Origin of the sequence: Paraburkholderia sediminicola (genome assembly GCF_046027355.1) — a bacterium.
GTDB classification, from domain to species: Bacteria; Pseudomonadota; Gammaproteobacteria; order Burkholderiales; family Burkholderiaceae; genus Paraburkholderia; species Paraburkholderia sediminicola_B.
Map to the genome: position 1 here is coordinate 1 of NZ_JAQQEK010000023.1, position 18,732 is coordinate 18,732.

Consider the following 18,732-nt stretch of genomic DNA (forward strand, 5'->3'; position numbering starts at 1 on the left):
CTGGAATTTATTCAAGGCAGCTTTTTTACCGGCCCCGGCTCGTCGACGACGGACGCTTTCACATCGGGTGCCAAGGCGCGCGCAGCCGACGCACCGATCGTCCAGTCGTGAAGCACGGTATAGGCGACCGCCAGCAAAGTCGGGCCGATGAAAACACCGAGGAAGCCGAAAGCAAATGCGCCGCCGAGGATACCCAGCATCACCAGGATCAAAGGCATGTCGCTATTCTTGCCGATCAGGATCGGCTTGATAACGTTGTCGGACATGCCGACCGCCAGCACGCCCCACACCACCAGAAAGATCGCCCATCCAGTCGCGCCGCCGTGGTACAGCCAGATTGCCGCAGGCAACCAGACGACAACAGGGCCGCCCGGTATCACCGACAGAAAGAATGTCGCCAGCCCGAGCAGCGCCGGCGCCGGCACGCCGGCGATCCAGCATCCGAACCCAGCCAGGATACCTTGCACGAGCGCCGTGCCGAGAATCCCATAGACCACGCCCTTCACCGTGCTGCCAGCCAGCGTCAGCAGATAATCGGCGCGCTCGCCGGCAATACGCCGCATGCCCGCATTCAGCCAGGCCGCTGCGCCCTCTCCCCCCGTATAAAAGAAGAAAGCGAGCACGATGCTCAACGCCAGCAACCCGAGACCATGCGTAACAGCAATCGCAGCCGCCAGAATCCACTTGCCGGCCGGCGCCGCGAGCGTACGTAATTGCGCGATCAGTTCCGAATTGCTGCTTGTGAGCCGCTCCCAGAATGCCTCGATGTTGGAGCCCACCAGCGGGATCCGGGCAACCCACGGGGGCAAATCCGGCAAGCCGGCCTCAAAGAGCCGCTGAACCAGCGCGACGATGTCATGCACGTGCGCCCCGAAGGCAAAGCCCGCATAAACGAACGGTCCAAGCACCACAATCAGAATGATCAACACGATCAAGGTAGCGGCCCATTTACGCCGCCCGCCGAGGGCCGCGGTCAGCCGCCGGTACAAACCCCACGAGCTATAGCTGAGAATGGCGCCCCAAAGGAGCGCGGTCGTGAAAGGCGCCAGCACCAGCAGCGAGCCGCCCACCAGAATAATCAGCGCGAACACCGCGGCAAGACGTTCGATCAGTTGGTCCGATTTCACAATGAATCTCCTGTTGCGCCAAACCCCAGTGACGAGCGGACATAAGCTTGTCGGGCGCCGGCTGAAAGGGTCAGTATAGAAGCGAGTCATGCGCCCGGGGGCGTCTTATATCATCGGGCCAGGTCGCCATGCAACGGCCCCGCAGACACGCTCAGCAGCGCTGATTTTGCGTGTGGAAACGTCCTAATTCATCCGGCATTGCCGGCCAAACAATATGGCGGCATAGAAAAGACTAGAATATAAGGTTCTGTGCACCCCAATTTCCGGATTTATGCGCTCGCGAATCGCCAAACGTCTCCCCCCCGATGCCGACAAGCTTGTCGGTCTCTCGCTCGCGCTTTTCGCGTCGGGCAGCCGCACCGAGGACCGCTTCTGGGAAGCAAAACTCGATGCGCTGCTGGCCAAGATCGTCCGCAACGCCAACCAGACTACGCTGGACGCCGCGCTCGATCATCTGCAGCAAAATCATCCCGATGCTTACGGCGCGCTCGCCGATATGGCGGAAACCCACAGCGAGTCGTTCATCGTCGAACACGAAGGCGTGCCTTACGAAGCGCTGCTGATCGCCGCACCCGTGCTCGCCTGGACGCGCTACATGATTCCGTCCGGTCCGCTCAAGGCCGATGCCGCCGACGCCCTGCGCGCGCATCTGCAGGCGCACGTGCTCGCGGCCAACACACGGGTCGCCATGGCGCCGTTCCTGTACAGCATCGATCAACTGCCGCGTCATCATGTCGAAACCTGGCGAATTGCCCAGCAGCTCGCCCAGGCAGCCATGGCTGGTGGCAACGTCAAGCTGAATTTCGGCGAGTTGCCGGAGACCTCGCCGATCCTGGCCGACCCGCGCTTCCTGCTGGCCGTGGTCGCAGCGCCGGTCGGCGAGCCGACGTTCCGCTGGCAGGAAGAAGAACACGGTAGCCGGATCGAACGTGGGCAATGCCTCGAACAATGGGCCACGCAAGGCGGCGCCAATTTGTCGCTGGTGCTGCCGGGCTGCGAATTCGAGTGCCTGCTGCCGGATGCCTATTACTCGGCCTGCCGCGATGCCGACGAACGCGTACGCCCTCACACGGTGCGCACCGCCGTGCGCTATCTGTTCGACACGATCGGCGCGGCGCCGCAGGAGTTGCGCGCGGTTGTCGCGGGGTTCGGCGAACGCCGCATCGACGAATACCGCGTCGGCTTCACGCGCCGCGGCAGCAATGAGGTGATCTACGGCGTCGTGTGGCCGCTGTACGGCCGTGAGAACGGCGAACCCGGCATCGACGAGGAACCGCAGGAAACCGCCGCCTCGGACGATCCGCTCGAAGAAATCGTCGCGTTGCTCAAGGAGACCGGCGTAACCGAAGTGCGCCGCCACGCCGGCCGCTTCGAGCCGGAATATTGCGACGACTGCGGCGTACCGCTCTATGCCGATCCGCTCGGCGAAATTGTCCACGCCGAAATGCCGGAAGACGCAGAACCCGCGCAGCCGCACTTCCATTGACCTTCCTCGCCGACGCGTTTTGCGCGTTGGAGTCGACACAAAAAAGCCCCGCCGCGCGCGGGGCTTTTTTTGTGCCGGTTCATTTTTACGTCATTCCTCTTATGCCTTTTGGACAGGCCGTCAAGTCGAAGGGAATTTGTCATCATACGAACGGCGACGCATCGCGAACGCATCCGGCTCTCATGTGCCGTGCGCACGCATCGCGCCACTTCGCCCGACTCATCTGGAGACATGCATGCGATTCTCGATACTCAACTCAGACGCGGAACGACGTGATGGGCTCAAAGCGCTGCTGCGGCAAATCGACCGCCTGGCGCGTTTCAACGAGGCACAAGACTGGCGTCAGGTCGAACGCACGCTCAAGCGTCAGCGGCCCGACCTGCTCCTGGTCGATTGGCAGGACTGGATGTCGATCGCCGATATTCGCCATCTGCTCAGCCATTACCCCGACCTGCGCATTGCCGTGCTCAGCGACCAGATCTCGCCGGTCGCCGTGCGAGAACTCATGGACGAAGGCGTGCTCGGCGTCGTGCCGCGCGACACCGATCCTTGTTTGATCGTGCGCGCGTTTGAAATGGTGCTGCTGGGCGGTCACTACGTGCCGCCCGGCGCGCTGGCGCTCGATCCTCCGCTGCCGCCGGACACCACTATCCGGCCGTTCGACGAGAAGAGCCCGCCGCCGCGCCGCACCAGACTGGCCAATGTACTGTCGCCCCGTCAGCAGCAGATCATGCGCTGTGTCCACATGGGCAGCACCAACAAGATGATCGCGCGCACGCTCGGCATCAGCGAAGGCACCGTCAAGATCCATCTGACCAGCATATTCCAGCAGCTCGGCGCGCCGAATCGCGCCGCCGCGGTCGCGCTTTACAACGGCTGGCTGTCGAACCATTTGCAAGTGCTGCGCAATGGCGGCGATGGCCTGCTGCGCCCGATCATGGGGCAACCCGGCGTGGTGCCGTTGCGGCGCCGCACGCGGCGGCGCTATCAGTATCCGTTGCCGGCTAACGACACGGCCGCCTCGTTGCCCATGGCGGCCGAACCAGGCGCGCCATATGGCGACCCGCCACCCGCCGGAGCGGCACCGGACCCGCTCGCACAAGGTCCTGCATGAACGCAGCCGACACGCGCAACAGAATTCGGGCGAGCACTTTCCGGCAGCGTTTGCGCCCGCTGGCATGGAATCCGCTCACACCTTTTCTCGTCCAACGAGTAATATGAGACTCATGGGTTTCCTCTACACACCGCTTCCGTTCTGGGTCGCTGTCGGTGGCTGGATCGCCACTGCGATAGTGGTCGCGCTCGCGCTGTGGAAAAATCCTTTCAAACGACTTCAGGACGGCACACTGCAGCATGTCTGGCTTGCGATCATCGTCGCAGTGTCGGTGCTGTGGGCAAGTAATGCATGGCTCGACGACGGCACCGTCATGCATCTGCTTGGCGCCACGCTAGTCGTCACATTGTTCGACTGGGCGTTGGCGCTGATCGCCATGGCGGTGGTCACGGGTCTTGCCGCCGTCATCTTCGATGCCCCCTGGCAGGGCATCGCGCTAACTTTCCTCGTGTACGGTGCGCTGCCGGTTGGCATTTCCACCTTGCTCCAGCGCATCAGCATCGCGTGGCTTCCACGCAATCTCTTCATGTTCATCCTCGGCCAGGGTTTTGTCTCGCCTGCCATCGCCGTGTCGCTCACGGCGGCGGCTGCCCTCGGCATTCATATCGCGCTCGCCGACGGTTCGATGACCGTGGTGCCCGCGGGCTACGCGTTCAGCGTGTTTCTACTTGCCATCGGGGAATCGTGGTTCACTGGCATGTCGACGGCATTGATCGCGGTCTACCGCCCTGCGTGGGTCACCACTTATGATGTGCGGAGATACCGACTGGGCGGACCACGCACCTGACACTCGCGCGGGCACCGAACGCTACCAACGGCGATTAGCGACTCGGCCACGTCGAGCCGCCCCGGCCCGCACACTACCAACAGGACAAAATATTTGTGTCAGGATTGAACTCCACCCTGTCGCCGGGCATCTTACGTGCCTCATCTCATTAGCGTCTAACGAACTAGATGGATCGCACCAACGTACCGCGCCGATTGCTGCGGTTGGTCGGCCGGTTGGCAACATGTGCGGCGAGTCTCTCGCTCATATGCTCTGCTCCCGCATTCGCCGATCAACTCGAGCAGCACAACGATCTCGTCAACAAATTTGTCAATGATATGCATGCGGACCCGCTCGTTGCGGACTGCGCGGCTCACGGCAACTTTGTCGCCAGCACGTCGACCGCCTTCGACCATGTCGAATTTCCACCTAGTTCGTTCGACAGCGCGCATGCGTCGGTCACGCCCTGGAACGATTCATTCGACGAGGGCAAGCAGCGCGTCAAGGTAGATAACATCGTCACCGTCGAAGGGCTTGGCATCCGCCAGAGCGGCGGCGGCGATCCTGCCGATCTGAAGTTCCGCTGCGGCTATGTCGGCGCGCAGATGCTGGCGTTCAGCTGGAACGATCCGGTGCCGCCGGCCCGTGCTCGCAGCGCTGAACCATCGGGGTCGCAAGCGTCGTCGGGCAAGCATAAAAGCGCCAAAGGCAAGCACTCGGCGAGCGGCAAAACGACGAAGAAGGCGACCACGAAGTCTTCCAAACCGACCTCAGGCAAATCGTCGCGAACGAGTTCGAACAAAGCAAGCGCGAAGAAGACGCCGGCGAAGAAAAAGACTCAATAGTGGGTCACGCTTGCGGCATCAGGCCGCTGGCGCCGCAGATCAAAACAAGCGCTCCAATGAAAACGAGGCACACACCGTGAAGTGTGTGCCTCGTTTTTTATGCGCAGCGATGTTCAGGCAAATGTTTCCACGTGCCGCAAGATCGCCTGCAGCATCGCAGCGCCGAGCGACGCGCTACGCTCGCCATTCCAACCCACCCGTTCGTCGGGCAGATTGGCGTTGTCCTTGAACGGCATCTCCAGAGTCAGCGACAGGCAACCAAATTCGTTGCCGATGTACTTCGACGCCAGCTTCAGTGCGTCCTCGCGATACTTGCTCGCGGCGTAGCCGTACTTGTCCTGGAAATCAGGGCTCGCCTGCTTGAACGCTTCAATGAACGCTTTCTGCTCCTGCCCTTGCCGTTCGGTGAAGCCCGGCAGCATTTCGGAGCCGGCCACGAACACGTAAGGCAGCGCCTCGTCGCCGTGGATATCGAAGAACAGATCGCAACCGGTGGCATGAATCGCATCGCGCACGACCAGCACCTCCGGACTGCGCGCGGCATCCGGCTCCATCCATTCGCGATTCAGATTCGCGCCGGCCGCATTCGTGCGCAGATTGCCGTGCACGCTGCCGTCCGGATTCATGTTCGGCACGATGTAGAAGACGGCGTGATCGTAGAGCTTGCGCGCGACCGGATCGCCTGCCCAATCGCCCCAACCCGCGAGCCGCTTGACGAGACCTTCGATAAACCATTCGGCCATCGTCTCGCCGGGATGCTGACGCGCGATCAGCCAGATCTTCTTCTTGGGCGTGTCGCCGGTTTGCGGCGTGCCGAGCGTGATCAGCGACATGGGCCGGCCTTCGACGGTCGTGCCCAACTCGGTGAGCGTGGCCTGCGGCATCTGCTGCACCGCGCCGAGAAACTCCGAATGACGCTCCTCGCTGTACGGCTCGAAGTACGCGTAGTAAATACGGTCGAAATCCGGCGTGTGATCGATCGTCAGTACGCGGCCGTCGTACGACGTGGGCACGCGAAACCAGTTCACGCGGTCATAGCTCGCCACCGCCTGATAGTCGCGCCAGCCTTCGGCGAAGGCACACGCGGCCGCATTCTCGAAGGTCATCACGCAGCGTTCGCCCGCCGCGCCGGACAAGCGGAAATAAAACCACTGCGCGAACTCGGCGTGACTGTCCGGCCGCACGCGCAAACGGATATTGCCCGCGTCTTCGCAGGACAGCACTTCGATCGCGCCCGCGTCGAAGTTGCTTGTAATAGATAACGTCATGATGTTCTTCCCTGCTTGTCTGCGCCGCGACGCTTATTCAGCGACGCGGCGGCGGAATACATAAGTGGAATCGTTCGAGGCTTCAGCGTCGAACGCATAGCCGTCGACGTCGAAGTCCTTCAGTTGCTCAGGCCTGTCGAAGCGGTTTTCCACGGCATAGCGCGCCATCAGGCCGCGCGCGCGCTTCGCATGGAAGCTGATGATCTTGTAGCGGCCGCCCTTCCAGTCCTCGAAGACGGGCGTGATGATCGGCGCTTCGAGCAGCTTCGGCTTGACCGATTTGAAGTACTCGCCCGATGCGCAGTTCACCAGCACGCGCGATGACGCGGCGTTCTTCTTCAATTGCGCATTCAACGCCTGCGTGATGCGCTCGCCCCAGAACGCGTACAGATCCTTGCCGCGCGGATTAGCGAAGCGCGTACCCATTTCGAGCCGGTAAGGCTGCAGCAGATCGAGCGGACGCAGCAAACCGTACAAGCCGGACAACACGCGCACGTGATTCTGCGCATAGTCCAGATCCGCTGACGAGAGCGTCTTCGCGTTGAAGCCCTCGTACACGTCGCCATTGAACGCCAGCACCGCCTGCTTGGCGTTGTGCGTGCCGAACTTGGGCGACCACTCCGCGTAGCGCTGGAAATTGAGGTGCGCGAGCTGATCCGAAATGTCCATCAGGGAGGCGATCTGCTGCGGCGACAAACGACGCAGTCCGCCGATCAATTCGGCCGCGTCGTCGACAAAATCGGGGATCGTGTGCTTTTTGACGTGAGGCGGGGTTTCGTAGTCGAGCGATTTCGCCGGCGACAGAACGATTATCATAGAGGCTTGCAGGCACGCCGTGCCTGGCGGTCAAAGACGAAAGCCAGATTGTAACGAATGCCCGGTTCCCATGCCTCACCCGACGCTTTGCGCGTCGTCCTCGATTCCAATGTGTGGATCGACATTCTCGTGTTCGACGACCCGCACACGCGGCCGATCGCGGCCGCGCTCGAAAGCGGCGCGCTGGCCGCGCTGATCGACGCGCGCTGCCTCGCCGAACTCACCTACGTGCTCGACTACCCGCAATTCGTGCATCGGAATGTGGACAAGGCCGCGGCGCTGGCGGTCGTCGCACGGCTCGCGCAGTTGGTCGAACCCGAGGCGCAAGCGGAAGACGCCAAGCCCTTGCCCAAATGCAAAGACCGCGACGACCAGAAGTTTCTCGAACTCGCGCACGCCGCGCAGGCCGACTGGCTGGTTTCGAAGGATCGCGCGGTGTTGAAGCTGGCCAAGCGGATTGCGCGTGACTTCGGCTTTCAGATCGCGCAGCCGGCGCCGTTCGTCGCCGCCATCGGTATGTCGCTGAGCGCCGCGGGCGAGCCTTTAACCGCATGACCCTCCAGCCGCATGGCCCTGGCCAGACGGCTAACGTGAGTTCCGTGGCGCGCACACCGCGCCGCGATTCCCTACAATCAGGCTTCGCCCGTTTCAAACGACGCCTTTGCCTAACCCACTTGCCCACGCTCCGGACAGCGCCATGAATGCACCGCACGACACGCCCACGAATCCCACGTTTCCGTCTCGCCTGCCGGATGTCGGCACGACGATATTCACGGTGATGAGCGCGCTCGCCGCCGAAAAAGGCGCGGTGAATCTGGGTCAGGGGTTTCCCGATTTCAACTGCGATCCGCGGATCGTCGACGCGGTCGCGAACGCCATGCGCGACGGCCACAACCAGTATCCACCGATGGCCGGCGCCGCGCCGCTGCGTCAGGCGATCTCGGACAAGATCGAGAACCTGTACGGCCGCCGCTACAACGCCACCACCGAAATCACCGTGACAGCGGGCGCGACACAAGCGTTGCTGACCGCGATTCTCTGCACGGTCCACCCGGGCGACGAAGTGATCGTGGTCGAGCCGACTTACGACAGCTACCTGCCGTCCATTGAACTGGCCGGCGGCAAGCCGGTGTTCGTCACGCTCGACGCGCCCGACTACGCGATCCCGTTCGACAAGCTCGCCGCCGCGATCACGCCGAAAACGCGGCTCCTGCTGATCAACACGCCGCACAATCCGACCGGCACGGTGTGGCGCGCGGAGGACATGCGCAAGCTCGAAGAGATCGTGCGCGGCACCAACGTGCTGATCCTGTCCGACGAAGTGTATGAACACATGGTCTACGACGGTGCGCCGCACGAGAGCGTGGCCCGCTATCCGGAACTCGCGCAACGCAGTTTCGTGGTGTCGAGCTTCGGCAAGACCTATCACGTAACGGGCTGGAAGGTCGGCTACGTGGCCGCGCCCGCCGCGCTCACCGCCGAATTCCGCAAGGTGCACCAGTTCAACGTGTTCACGGTCAACACGCCGATGCAGATCGGCCTTGCCGACTACATGAAAGATCCGGCTCCGTATCTCGACCTGCCGGCGTTTTATCAGAAGAAGCGCGACTTCTTCCGCGCCGGCCTCGCCAATTCGCGCTTCAAGCTGTTGCCGTGCACGGGCACGTACTTTCAGTGCGTCGACTACTCGGCGATCAGCGACTTGCCCGAAGCCGAATTCGCGCAATGGCTGACTGGCGAGATCGGCGTCGCGGCCATTCCTGTCTCGGCGTTCTATCACGAGGCCCATGAGTCGGGCGTGGTGCGGTTCTGCTTCGCCAAGCAGGAAAGCACGCTCGCCACCGCGCTCGAGCGGCTGGCGCGCCTCTAGCATGTCCCGCGCGATGCTGCGAACGAACCTACGTTCCTCGCCATCGCGCGCAGCGGCCTGGGCGTGCGCGGCACGCCCCGGTTCGCTTTCCTTCGGGCTACGTCCCTCAAGCCGGGCGCGACGCCGCAATATGCGCCTTGCGATCCTCGGTCACACGCTGCGCGGCCGGCCGCGGGTTGATCGCTTTCAAGTAGCTCTTCCAGTCGATGCCGGCGTCGAGCAGAAAATCGTGGCCGTAGATGGTCTGCGTCGCCATGCCCACCAGCGGCAAGCTCACATACCCGGCCGTATCCGCCACGCTGAAGCGCTCGCCCCTCAGATACGGCCCGAACTTCGCGATCCGTTTGAAGCCGGCAATGTGGTGCTTGAGCAGTTTCTCAACACGCCCTTTGGTCGCGTCCGTCACCGTGCCGCCGAAGAACGCTTCCTTGTAGAGATTGCGCGCGGTCAGTTCGAGATGCACGTCGACGAACATGATCAGTTCGCGCTCCTTGGCCGCTTCCCATGGATCGGCGGAGAAAATCGCCTTGTCGGGAAACCGCGCGGCCAGATACTCGACAATGCATTGCGATTCGCACAGATCGCCGTCTTCAGTCTGCAGATAAGGCACTTTGCCGAGCGGCGAATGCTCGAGCATCGCCTCGTCCTGACTGGGCTTCACGGACACTTCCTCGAACGGAATGCCGTGTTCGAGCAGCACGAACTTCACTTTGTTGTAATAGTTAGAGAGCGCGAAACCGCACAGCTTGATCATTGGGTGTCTCCTTCATTCGGGTTGTATCCAACCGCCCATCACTGTCAAAGCAGCGGCCTTCGATCAATCATCCAGTAAATTGCACGATCGTGCTATTCTAAAATAACCATGGAGTCGAGCATCACAATGACCTCTCGCAATTTCAGCATCGAGACCATCGGCATTGTCGGAACCGGAGCGATGGGCCGCGGCATCGCCCAGATTGCCGCGCTGGCCGGCCTCACCGTGCGTCTGTACGACACCAACCCTGCGGCAATCGGCGCCGCGCGCGACTACCTTGCCGAGACTTTCGCCAAATTGACCGCCAAAGGCAAGCTCGACCAGGCGCGCTCGCTTGCGGCGCTCGCGAACGTGAGCGGCGCGCAGGCCATCGGCGATCTGGCCGGTTGCGATCTGGTCGTCGAGGCGATCGTCGAAAAACTCGACGTGAAGCAGGCACTGTTCCGCGAACTCGAGACCGTCGTGAGTGGCCGCTGCGTGCTGGCGTCCAATACGTCTTCGTTGTCCATCACGGCGATTGCCGCCGGCTGCAACGATCCGTCGCGCGTGGTCGGCTATCACTTCTTTAATCCCGTGCCGCTGATGAAGGTCGTCGAAGTGATCGACGGTCTGCGCAGCGACCCCGCGGCCGGCGACGCGCTGATGGATCTCGCGCGCCGCATGGGTCACACGCCGGTGCGCGCGAAAGATATGCCCGGCTTCATCGTGAATCACGCGGGCCGTGGCATGAATACTGAAGGCTTGCGCGTGGCCGGTGAAGGCGTGGCGAGCTTCGCCGATATCGACCGCATCATGCGCGAGCAGGCGGGCTTTCGCCTCGGGCCGTTCGAGTTGCTCGATCTAACGGCGCTGGACGTCTCGCATCCGGTGATGGAGTCGATCTATCACCAGTTCTATGAAGAGCCGCGTTTCACACCGTCGCCCATTACCGGCACGCGGCTCGCGGGCGGGTTGATCGGCCGCAAGACGGGCGAAGGCTTTTATCGCTACGAAGACGGCAAGCAGCAAGTGCCTGCCGAAGCGCCCGCGCCGACCGAATTGCCGGCCAGCGTATGGGTCAGCAAGCGTTATCCGCAGGCCCACGACGCTGTCGTGCAACTGATCGAGAAAGCCGGTGTGAAGCTCGACGACGGCGCCACGCCCGCAGCGAACTCGCTGATCGTCGTCACGCCCTTCGGCCACGATGCGACCACGGCCGCGGTCGATGAAGCGCTCGACGCCCGCCGCGTCGTCGCAATCGATGCGCTCTTCCCGCTCGTCGGTGCGCAACGCCGCACGCTGATGACAACGCCCGCCACCACGCGCACCACGCGTGACGCGGCGCATGCGCTCTTTGCCGCCGACGGCGTGCCCGTCACCGTGATCCGCGACTCGACCGGCTTCGTCGCGCAACGCGTGGTGGCGACCATCGTCAACATCGGCTGCGACATCGCGCAAAAACAGATCGCCACGCCGGAGGATATCGATCTCGCCGTGACACTCGGCCTCGGCTACCCGCGCGGCCCGCTAGCCCTCGGCGACGCGCTCGGCTCGACGACCATTCTCGCGATCCTGCGTAACATGTTCAGTGTGCTCGGCGATCCGCGCTATCGTCCGTCGCCTTGGCTCGCGCGGCGCGCCCAGCTTGCCCTGTCGCTCACTCAACGCGACGCGGCCGACACCGAAATGCAGACTCAGGAGACGCAACAATGAGCGCCGAACTGCTGACCTCGCGCCCCACCGAAAGCGAATCGACGCTGGTCCTCACGCTCTCGAACCCCGGTGCACGCAACGCGCTGCATCCGGACATGTACGCCGCCGGCATCGAGGCGCTCGACTCGGTGGAGCGCGATCCGTCGATTCGCGCCGTCGTGATTACCGGCGCCGACAACTTCTTTTGCGCGGGCGGCAATCTGAACCGCCTGCTGGAAAACCGCGCGAAAGATCCGTCCGTGCAAGCCGAGAGCATCGATCTGCTCGGCGAATGGATCTCGGCGCTGCGTCTTTCGTCGAAGCCAGTGATCGCCGCCGTCGACGGCGCCGCAGCCGGCGCGGGATTCTCGCTCGCGCTGGCGTGCGATCTGATCGTCGCCGCGGACGATGCCAAATTCGTCATGTCGTATGCACGCGTCGGCCTGACGCCCGACGGCGGCGGTTCGTGGTTTCTCGCTCAGGCGCTGCCGCGTCAATTGGCCACCGAAGTCCTGATCGAAGGCAAACCGATCGGCGCCACGCGTCTGCATGAACTCGGTGTCGTCAACAAACTGGCCAAGACCGGCGCCGTGCGCGACGCCGCGATCGCGTGGGCCGACGAGCTCGGCAAGATTTCGCCCAACTCGGTCGCGCGCATCAAGGGGCTGATCAGTGCAGCCGGCGCGCAGCCGCTCGCCGATCATCTCGTGGCGGAGCGCGACAGCTTTGTCGCCTCGCTGCATCATCGCGAAGGGCTGGAAGGGATTTCCGCGTTCCTCGAAAAACGCGCGCCGGTCTATAAGTGAACGAAGGGACGATGCCTGACTATCAACTGCCCAAGCGCCGCCGCATCTTTCTGATGCGTCACGGCGACGTCACCTACTTTGACGACTCCGGCCGCGCGATCGATCCTGAAACCGTGCCCCTGAACGCCAACGGCCGCGAGCAGGCCAGCGCGGCGGGCCGCGTGTTCGCCGAACGGCAGGTGCGTTTCGACCGGGTGATCGTCAGTGGCTTGCCGCGTACCATCGAAACCGCGCAGCGGGTTTTGGCCGAGACCGGCCAGCAGATCGAACTCGAAATCGAGCCCGCCTGGGAAGAGATTCGCGGCGGCAAGCTCAACAATATTCCACCGAAGGATATCGAAGCCGCGTTTCTCGGCGTGTTCGACGGCATCGTGCCGGAAAGCACGCGCTTTCTCGACGGCGAGACCATCGGCGCCTTGTTCGATCGTGTATTGCCTGCGATAACGGCGTTGCGCGAGGACACGTCGTGGGACACTGTGCTGCTTGTGCTGCACGGCGGCGTCAACCGGGCCATCCTGTCGCACGCGCTCACGGCCGGCGGCCGGACGTTCTTCGGCCATCTTGCGCAAGCCACCGGCTGCATCAATGCGCTCGACGTGGGTGCCGCGCCGCGAGACTGGGTGCTGCGCACCATCAACTATTCACCTCCGTCGCCGCTGCATCGCGACGTCCGCAACACCACGATGGAAATGCTCTACGCACAATTCATTCAATACAAGCGTAGCTGAACCCGAACTGGAGGAGACAGATGGTGCAAGCCACACAGACCGGCAAACCAGAACACCAACCGGACTATTCGGACTTCGAGGGCACGCGCCCGGTCAGCGAGCGGCAACGCTTCGATACCGATGCGCTCGCCGCCTGGCTGACCCAGCATGTCGACGGATTTTCCGGGCCGCTCACGCTGGAGCAATTCGCCGGCGGCCAGTCTAATCCGACGTTCAAGCTGCTCACGCCGTCGCGCTCGTATGTGATGCGCGCCAAGCCGGGGCCGGCGGCGAAACTGCTGCCGTCCGCGCACGCCGTCGAACGTGAATACCGCGTGATGCACGCGCTCGCCGACACCGACGTGCCGGTCGCGAAAATGCTCGCCCTGTGCGAGGACGAAAGCGTGATCGGCCGCGCGTTCTACGTGATGGAGTTTGTCGAAGGCCGCGTGCTGTGGGATCAATCGTTGCCCGGCATGACGCCAGCGGAGCGCGCCGCCATCTACGACGAAATGAATCGCGTGATCGCGGCGCTACACAGCGTCGACGTCGCGGCTGTCGGTCTCGCCGACTACGGCAAGCCGGGCAATTACTTCGCGCGCCAGATCGGCCGCTGGAGCAAGCAGTACATCGCATCCGAAACCGAACCGATCGACGCGATGCAGCGCCTGATCGAATGGCTGCCGCAGCATATGCCGGCCGAAACGGGCGAGCGAGCATCGGTCGTGCATGGCGACTACCGGCTCGACAATCTGATCTTTCATCCCGACGAGCCGCGAGTGCTTGCGGTGCTCGACTGGGAGTTGTCGACGCTCGGCGATCCGCTTGCCGACTTCGCGTATCACTGCATGGCGTGGCACGTCGACCCGGCGCAATTCCGCGGCATCGCGGGCCTCGATTGGGCGGCCCTCGGCATTCCCGACGAGCGCCGGTACGTCGAACGTTATTGCCAACGCACCCGCTTGGAGATTCACGGCGACTGGAATTTCTACCTGGCGTACAACATGTTTCGCATTGCCGCGATCCTGCAAGGGATCATGAAACGCGTCGTCGACGGCACCGCGGCCAGCGCTCAGGCACTCGACGCCGGCCGTCGCGCGAAGCCGATGGCCGAACTCGCCTGGCGCTACGCGCAGAAAGTGCGCTGACCGGATTTGCGCGCCGAGTCGCGCGTCCGGTTGTGCGCTCCGAACAAACGTCGTCCGTTACTCATCATCCGCGAGGTCCTACGTGAATTTCGACTACACCCCGAAGGTTCAGGCGTTGCGCGAGAAACTGCTCGCCTTCTTCGACGAGCACATCTATCCGAACGAGCAGGCGTTCTACGCGGAGATCGCCCGCAATCGCCAGAGCGGCAACGCGTGGCTGCCGACCGAACTGATCGAACAACTCAAACAGAAAGCGCGCGACGCCGGCTTGTGGAACCTGTTCCTGCCCGACTCCGTGCGCGGCGCCGGCTTGACGAATCTCGAATACGCGCCGCTGTGCGAGATCATGGGCCGCGTGCCCTGGGCGCCTGAAGTATTCAACTGCAACGCGCCCGACACCGGCAACATGGAAACGATCGAACGCTACGGCAGCGACGACAACAAGCGCGCGTGGCTCGAACCGCTGCTGCAAGGTCAGATCCGTTCGGCGTTTCTGATGACGGAACCTGAAGTGGCGTCGTCGGATGCGACCAATATCCAGACCAGCATCGTGCGCGATGGCGATTACTACGTGATCAACGGCCACAAGTGGTGGTCGTCCGGCGCGGGCGATCCGCGCTGCAAGATCTATATCGTCATGGGCAAAACCGATCCGGAAGCACCGCGCCACCAGCAGCAGTCGATGATTCTGATTCCCGCCGACGCCACCGGCATCACCGTGCACCGTCCGCTCACCGTCTTCGGTTACGACGACGCGCCGCACGGGCACATGGAAATCACGCTCGAGAATGTGCGTGTGCCGGTCGGCAACATGCTGCTCGGTGAAGGCCGTGGCTTCGAGATCGCGCAGGGCCGACTCGGACCGGGACGCATCCATCACTGCATGCGTCTAATTGGGCTCGCTGAACGCGCGCTCGAATTGATGGCGAAACGCTCGCTGCAACGTGTCGCGTTCGGCAAGCCGGTCGCTGCGCAAGGCGTCACGCAGGAGCGTATCGCCGAAGCGCGCTGCATGATTGAGCAAGCGCGGCTTCTCACGCTGAAAACTGCGTACATGATGGACACTGTCGGCAACAAGGGCGCACGCGGCGAGATCGCCATGATCAAGGTCGTCGCGCCGAACATGGCGTGTCAGGTGATCGACTGGGCAATTCAGGCGCACGGCGGCGGCGGTGTTAGCGACGACTTCCCGCTCGCGTATGCCTACGCATCGGCACGAACGCTGCGTTTCGCCGACGGTCCCGACGAGGTGCACCGCAATGCGATCGCCAAACTCGAACTCGCGCGTTATATGGATGCCGGCGCGGCGGCTCGTGTGGAGACGCCGATTACGCGAGTTTGAGGTTGCACTGAGTGGCCGCGCTTGCGCCGCTGCAAGCAGCATCGCGCGATCTATGCTCTAATTTTCGTCAATTGCGGCGCCCTTCGAGGCGCCGCTTTCACGAAACAAAGGAGCTACGATGATCGACGTCTATAGCTGGGCGACCCCGAATGGCCACAAGGTTCACATCATGCTCGAGGAAACGGGCCTCGCGTACAACGTCCACGGTGTGAATATCGGCGCGGGCGACCAGTTCACACCCGAGTTTCTCGCCATCAGCCCGAACAACAAGATCCCGGCAATCGTCGATTCCGAGGGCCCCAAGGGCACCGACGGCCAGCCGTTCGCCTTGTTCGAATCCGGCGCGATTCTGATTTATCTCGCCGAGAAAACCGGCAAGTTTCTGCCGACCGATCCGGCCGCGCGCTATTCAACGCTGCAATGGCTGATGTTCCAGATGGGCGGTCTGGGTCCGATGCTCGGCCAAACGCACCACTTCCGCAACTACGCGCCGGAGCAGATTGAATACGCGGTCAACCGTTACACGAACGAGACGAAGCGTCTATATGGCGTGATGGACACGCAACTCGGCAAGACGCAATATCTCGCGGGCAACGACTATACGATTGCGGACATCGCCGCATTCCCGTGGACGCGCTCGTGGCAAAACCAGGGCTTGGAACTCGATTCGTTTCCGAATGTGAAGCGCTGGCATGAAGATATCGCCGCGCGTCCTGCGGTCGTGCGCGGTGTGGAAGTGCTGGCGTCCGCGCGTCAACCGCTCATGGACGACAAGGCGAAGGAAATACTGTTCGGTGCGACGCAATACGCGAAACATTGAATTCGCCGCCGCATCTGAATCTGCATCATTAAAAAAGCGCGAGCGGCATTCATGCCGGCTCACGCTTTTTTAACTCGCATGCGCCGCTGCAACGCTAGAAATAATGCCGCGTGATGAACTCCGCAACACACACCGGCCGCTCACTACCCTGCCGCTCCAACGTCACGTTCCACACCACTTGTACGCCGTTGTTATCGACTTCGGTAACGGACTCGACCGCGAATTTCGCGCGCAACTGCGAGCCAACCAGCACCGGCGATGTAAACCGCACGCGATTCAGCCCGTAATTGACGCCCATGCGCTGCTCAAGCGCCACCGTCTTACTGAGCAGTGCCGGGATCAGCGACAGCGTCAGGAAACCGTGCGCGACAGGACCGCCGAACGGCGACTCGCGCCGCGCCCGTTCCGGGTCGACGTGAATCCATTGATGATCACCGGTCGCTTCGGCGAAACGATCGACGCTCGCCTGATCCACCGTCAGCCATTCGCTCACGAGCGGCTCGGCGCCGACCAACGCGCCCAAGGCCGCGGCGCTGCCGAAGGTTGCGGCAGGCGCCGCGCTGCCCATCACGACGCGGCGCCCGGATTGCGCAGGCCGAACAGTCCCTTCGAGCGCACCGTGATCACCGTCTCGCCATGCTGATTGATGCCTTCCCACTGCGTCGACACGATGCCGCGATCCGGCTTGCTCTCCGAGATGCGCTTGTCGAGCACGGCGTTCATCATGGTGATCGTGTCGCCGACACGCACCGGCTTCAACCAGCGGATATCGTCGATACCGGGCGAGCCCATCGACGTGGAACCCGCGAACGCGTTGCGCACCAGCATGCCCATCATGACCGAACAGGTATGCCAGCCACTCGCCACCAAGCCGCGGAACGGCGACTCGGCAGCCGCGGCTTCATCCAGATGAAACGGCTGCGGATCGAACTTCTGTGCAAACTCGACGATCTCTTCGCGCGTGAACGTGTGCTTGCCGATTTCGATGCTCGTGCCGACTATCAAGTCCTCGTAACTCAAACCCATCGTCGCATCTCCTTGTATCCGATTCGAATGTCTGATCAGGCTTCGGCAGTCACGAAGCCGGGTAGCGCGGCGAACCGCGCGAGATGGTGATCGACATCGCCCAATGTGGTTTCGATGATAGCAAGCCGCTTGAACAGATGCGCCGCCGCCACTTCGTTCGTGACGCCCATGCCACCATGCAACTGAACCGCCTGCTGGCCGACGAAACGCGCGGCTTGACCGACTCGCGCCTTCGCGGCGGAAACCGCGCGGCGACGTTCGTCTGCATCCGTGCTGGCGTAGCGCATCGCGGCCAGATACGTGACGGAACGCGCTTGCTCGGCGTGAATCAGCATCTCAACCATGCGATGCTGCAAGGCCTGAAAGCGCGCGATCGGCTGGCCGAACTGCTGGCGCGTCTTGGTGTAGTCGACGGTGGCGAGGTTCAAGGCGTCGAGCGCGCCGATCGCCTCGGCGCACAACAGCACCGTGCCGTAGTCGGCAATATGTTCGAGCGCAGCCGCGCCGGCGTGTTTGCCGGCAAGCCGGCGCGCGGGCGTGTTGTTGAACTCGAGTGTGGCGGCACGCTGACCGTCGATCGTGCGGTAGTCCGTGATCTTGACGCCCGCCGCATTGCGCGCCACTACGAAGAGCGCGATCTCGCCGTTTAGCCGGGCCGGGACGATCCAGTGATCCGCTTGCGCGCCGTGCTGCACCACAGACTTCGTGCCGGTCAGTGTCAGCTGTTCGCCCTGCCCGCTTGCGGTTGTCTCGACCGCGAACAGGTCGTAGCGTGCATGTGGTTCGTGAAATGCCACGGCCAGTTTGATCTCGCCTTGAGCCGCGCGTTCGAGCAGCGACGCGTCTTCGCCCTGGTCGCTACCCGCGAGGCGCAACGCCTCGATGCCGACCGCAGTCGCCCAATAAGGCTCGACGACCAGCGCGCGGCCGAGTTCCTGCATGACCACCAGCATGTCGATCGGGCCGCCGTCGAAGCCGCCCTGCGCTTCCGGCACCGGCAACGCCGTCAGGCCCAGTTCGGCAAACGCGGCCCAATGCGCGTTCGACACGCCGGTTTCCGATCGCACGATCGCCTGGCGCGCTTCGAACCCGTAGCTCTTGTCCAGATAGCGGCGCAGCGCGTCAGCGAATTGCTGTTGTTCGTCGTTGAAAGTGAAGTCCATGCG

Annotated in this window: 19 protein-coding genes; 12 read left to right on the forward strand and 7 right to left on the reverse strand. The window is 62.9% G+C overall.

What is annotated here, in order from left to right; all coding sequences use genetic code 11:
• Nucleotides 1–11: 11 nt before the first annotated feature.
• On the reverse strand, nt 12–1,127 hold the full coding sequence (locus PQR42_RS31205; protein WP_408214647.1) for an AI-2E family transporter: 1,116 nt from the start codon (nt 1,125–1,127) through the stop codon (nt 12–14).
• A 271-nt stretch (nt 1,128–1,398) separates the two neighbouring features.
• Here PQR42_RS31205 and PQR42_RS31210 point away from each other — a divergent pair, with 271 nt between their 5' ends.
• The 4 genes from PQR42_RS31210 to PQR42_RS31225 all read left to right on the forward strand — a co-directional run bounded on the left by PQR42_RS31210 (nt 1,399) and on the right by PQR42_RS31225 (nt 5,338).
• Nucleotides 1,399–2,613 (forward strand): DUF2863 family protein, encoded by a 1,215-nt coding sequence (locus PQR42_RS31210; protein WP_408214643.1) that lies wholly within the window; start codon nt 1,399–1,401, stop codon nt 2,611–2,613.
• 235 nt (nt 2,614–2,848) lie between these two features.
• On the forward strand, nt 2,849–3,727 hold the full coding sequence (locus tag PQR42_RS31215; RefSeq protein ID WP_408214640.1) for a response regulator transcription factor: 879 nt from the start codon (nt 2,849–2,851) through the stop codon (nt 3,725–3,727).
• 112 nt (nt 3,728–3,839) lie between these two features.
• Entirely contained in the window at nt 3,840–4,514 is a 675-nt protein-coding gene (locus PQR42_RS31220) for an energy-coupling factor ABC transporter permease (protein ID WP_132375227.1), read from the forward strand.
• Nucleotides 4,515–4,681: 167 nt separating this feature from the next.
• A complete protein-coding gene (locus PQR42_RS31225; RefSeq protein ID WP_408388304.1) occupies nt 4,682–5,338 on the forward strand; it encodes a BspC domain-containing protein in 657 nt (218 codons plus the stop codon).
• Between the two features lie 113 nt (nt 5,339–5,451).
• Here PQR42_RS31225 and PQR42_RS31230 read toward each other — a convergent pair whose 3' ends face one another.
• Entirely contained in the window at nt 5,452–6,606 is a 1,155-nt protein-coding gene (locus tag PQR42_RS31230) for a M14 family metallopeptidase (protein WP_408388306.1), read from the reverse strand.
• A 33-nt stretch (nt 6,607–6,639) separates the two neighbouring features.
• Nucleotides 6,640–7,422 (reverse strand): peroxide stress protein YaaA, encoded by a 783-nt coding sequence (gene yaaA, locus PQR42_RS31235; RefSeq protein WP_408388308.1) that lies wholly within the window; start codon nt 7,420–7,422, stop codon nt 6,640–6,642.
• 57 nt (nt 7,423–7,479) lie between these two features.
• Between yaaA and PQR42_RS31240 the strand changes: the two genes are divergently transcribed.
• Together PQR42_RS31240 and PQR42_RS31245 are read left to right on the forward strand one after the other, a co-directional pair.
• Complete coding sequence (locus PQR42_RS31240; RefSeq protein ID WP_408292979.1) at nt 7,480–7,977, forward strand: putative toxin-antitoxin system toxin component, PIN family; 498 nt, start codon at nt 7,480–7,482, stop codon at nt 7,975–7,977.
• Between the two features lie 142 nt (nt 7,978–8,119).
• Nucleotides 8,120–9,292 carry a pyridoxal phosphate-dependent aminotransferase gene (locus tag PQR42_RS31245; RefSeq protein WP_408214624.1) on the forward strand — a complete coding sequence of 391 codons (1,173 nt, stop codon included), beginning with the start codon at nt 8,120–8,122 and terminating at the stop codon, nt 9,290–9,292.
• Nucleotides 9,293–9,398: 106 nt separating this feature from the next.
• Here PQR42_RS31245 and PQR42_RS31250 read toward each other — a convergent pair whose 3' ends face one another.
• Nucleotides 9,399–10,046 (reverse strand): glutathione S-transferase family protein, encoded by a 648-nt coding sequence (locus tag PQR42_RS31250; RefSeq protein WP_408214621.1) that lies wholly within the window; start codon nt 10,044–10,046, stop codon nt 9,399–9,401.
• Nucleotides 10,047–10,172: 126 nt separating this feature from the next.
• Here PQR42_RS31250 and PQR42_RS31255 point away from each other — a divergent pair, with 126 nt between their 5' ends.
• The 6 genes from PQR42_RS31255 to PQR42_RS31280 all read left to right on the forward strand — a co-directional run bounded on the left by PQR42_RS31255 (nt 10,173) and on the right by PQR42_RS31280 (nt 16,540).
• The gene (locus PQR42_RS31255) at nt 10,173–11,738 is read left to right on the forward strand and encodes a 3-hydroxyacyl-CoA dehydrogenase (protein ID WP_408388310.1); all 1,566 of its coding nucleotides are present in this window, start codon (nt 10,173–10,175) and stop codon (nt 11,736–11,738) included.
• Nucleotides 11,735–12,523 (forward strand): oxepin-CoA hydrolase, alternative type, encoded by a 789-nt coding sequence (locus tag PQR42_RS31260; RefSeq protein WP_408214615.1) that lies wholly within the window; start codon nt 11,735–11,737, stop codon nt 12,521–12,523. The genes PQR42_RS31255 and PQR42_RS31260 overlap by 4 nt, the downstream gene beginning before the upstream one ends.
• Before the next feature lie 11 nt (nt 12,524–12,534).
• Nucleotides 12,535–13,251: a histidine phosphatase family protein gene (locus tag PQR42_RS31265; RefSeq protein WP_408214613.1), complete on the forward strand. Its 717-nt coding sequence runs from the start codon at nt 12,535–12,537 to the stop codon at nt 13,249–13,251.
• 20 nt (nt 13,252–13,271) lie between these two features.
• Entirely contained in the window at nt 13,272–14,378 is a 1,107-nt protein-coding gene (locus PQR42_RS31270) for a phosphotransferase (protein ID WP_408388312.1), read from the forward strand.
• A gap of 82 nt (nt 14,379–14,460) precedes the next feature.
• Complete coding sequence (locus PQR42_RS31275) at nt 14,461–15,720, forward strand: acyl-CoA dehydrogenase family protein (RefSeq protein WP_408388314.1); 1,260 nt, start codon at nt 14,461–14,463, stop codon at nt 15,718–15,720.
• 118 nt (nt 15,721–15,838) lie between these two features.
• The gene (locus PQR42_RS31280; protein ID WP_408214604.1) at nt 15,839–16,540 is read left to right on the forward strand and encodes a glutathione binding-like protein; all 702 of its coding nucleotides are present in this window, start codon (nt 15,839–15,841) and stop codon (nt 16,538–16,540) included.
• A 94-nt stretch (nt 16,541–16,634) separates the two neighbouring features.
• On the opposite strand, the gene PQR42_RS31285 is transcribed toward PQR42_RS31280, so the two are convergent.
• The 3 genes from PQR42_RS31285 to PQR42_RS31295 are packed head-to-tail and all read right to left on the reverse strand — an operon-like array spanning nt 16,635 to nt 18,729.
• On the reverse strand, nt 16,635–17,111 hold the full coding sequence (locus tag PQR42_RS31285; protein ID WP_408388316.1) for a MaoC family dehydratase: 477 nt from the start codon (nt 17,109–17,111) through the stop codon (nt 16,635–16,637).
• Nucleotides 17,108–17,566 (reverse strand): MaoC family dehydratase, encoded by a 459-nt coding sequence (locus PQR42_RS31290; RefSeq protein ID WP_134456655.1) that lies wholly within the window; start codon nt 17,564–17,566, stop codon nt 17,108–17,110. The genes PQR42_RS31285 and PQR42_RS31290 overlap by 4 nt, the downstream gene beginning before the upstream one ends.
• Before the next feature lie 35 nt (nt 17,567–17,601).
• Nucleotides 17,602–18,729 carry an acyl-CoA dehydrogenase family protein gene (locus tag PQR42_RS31295; RefSeq protein WP_408214597.1) on the reverse strand — a complete coding sequence of 376 codons (1,128 nt, stop codon included), beginning with the start codon at nt 18,727–18,729 and terminating at the stop codon, nt 17,602–17,604.
• Nucleotides 18,730–18,732: the final 3 nt, after the last annotated feature.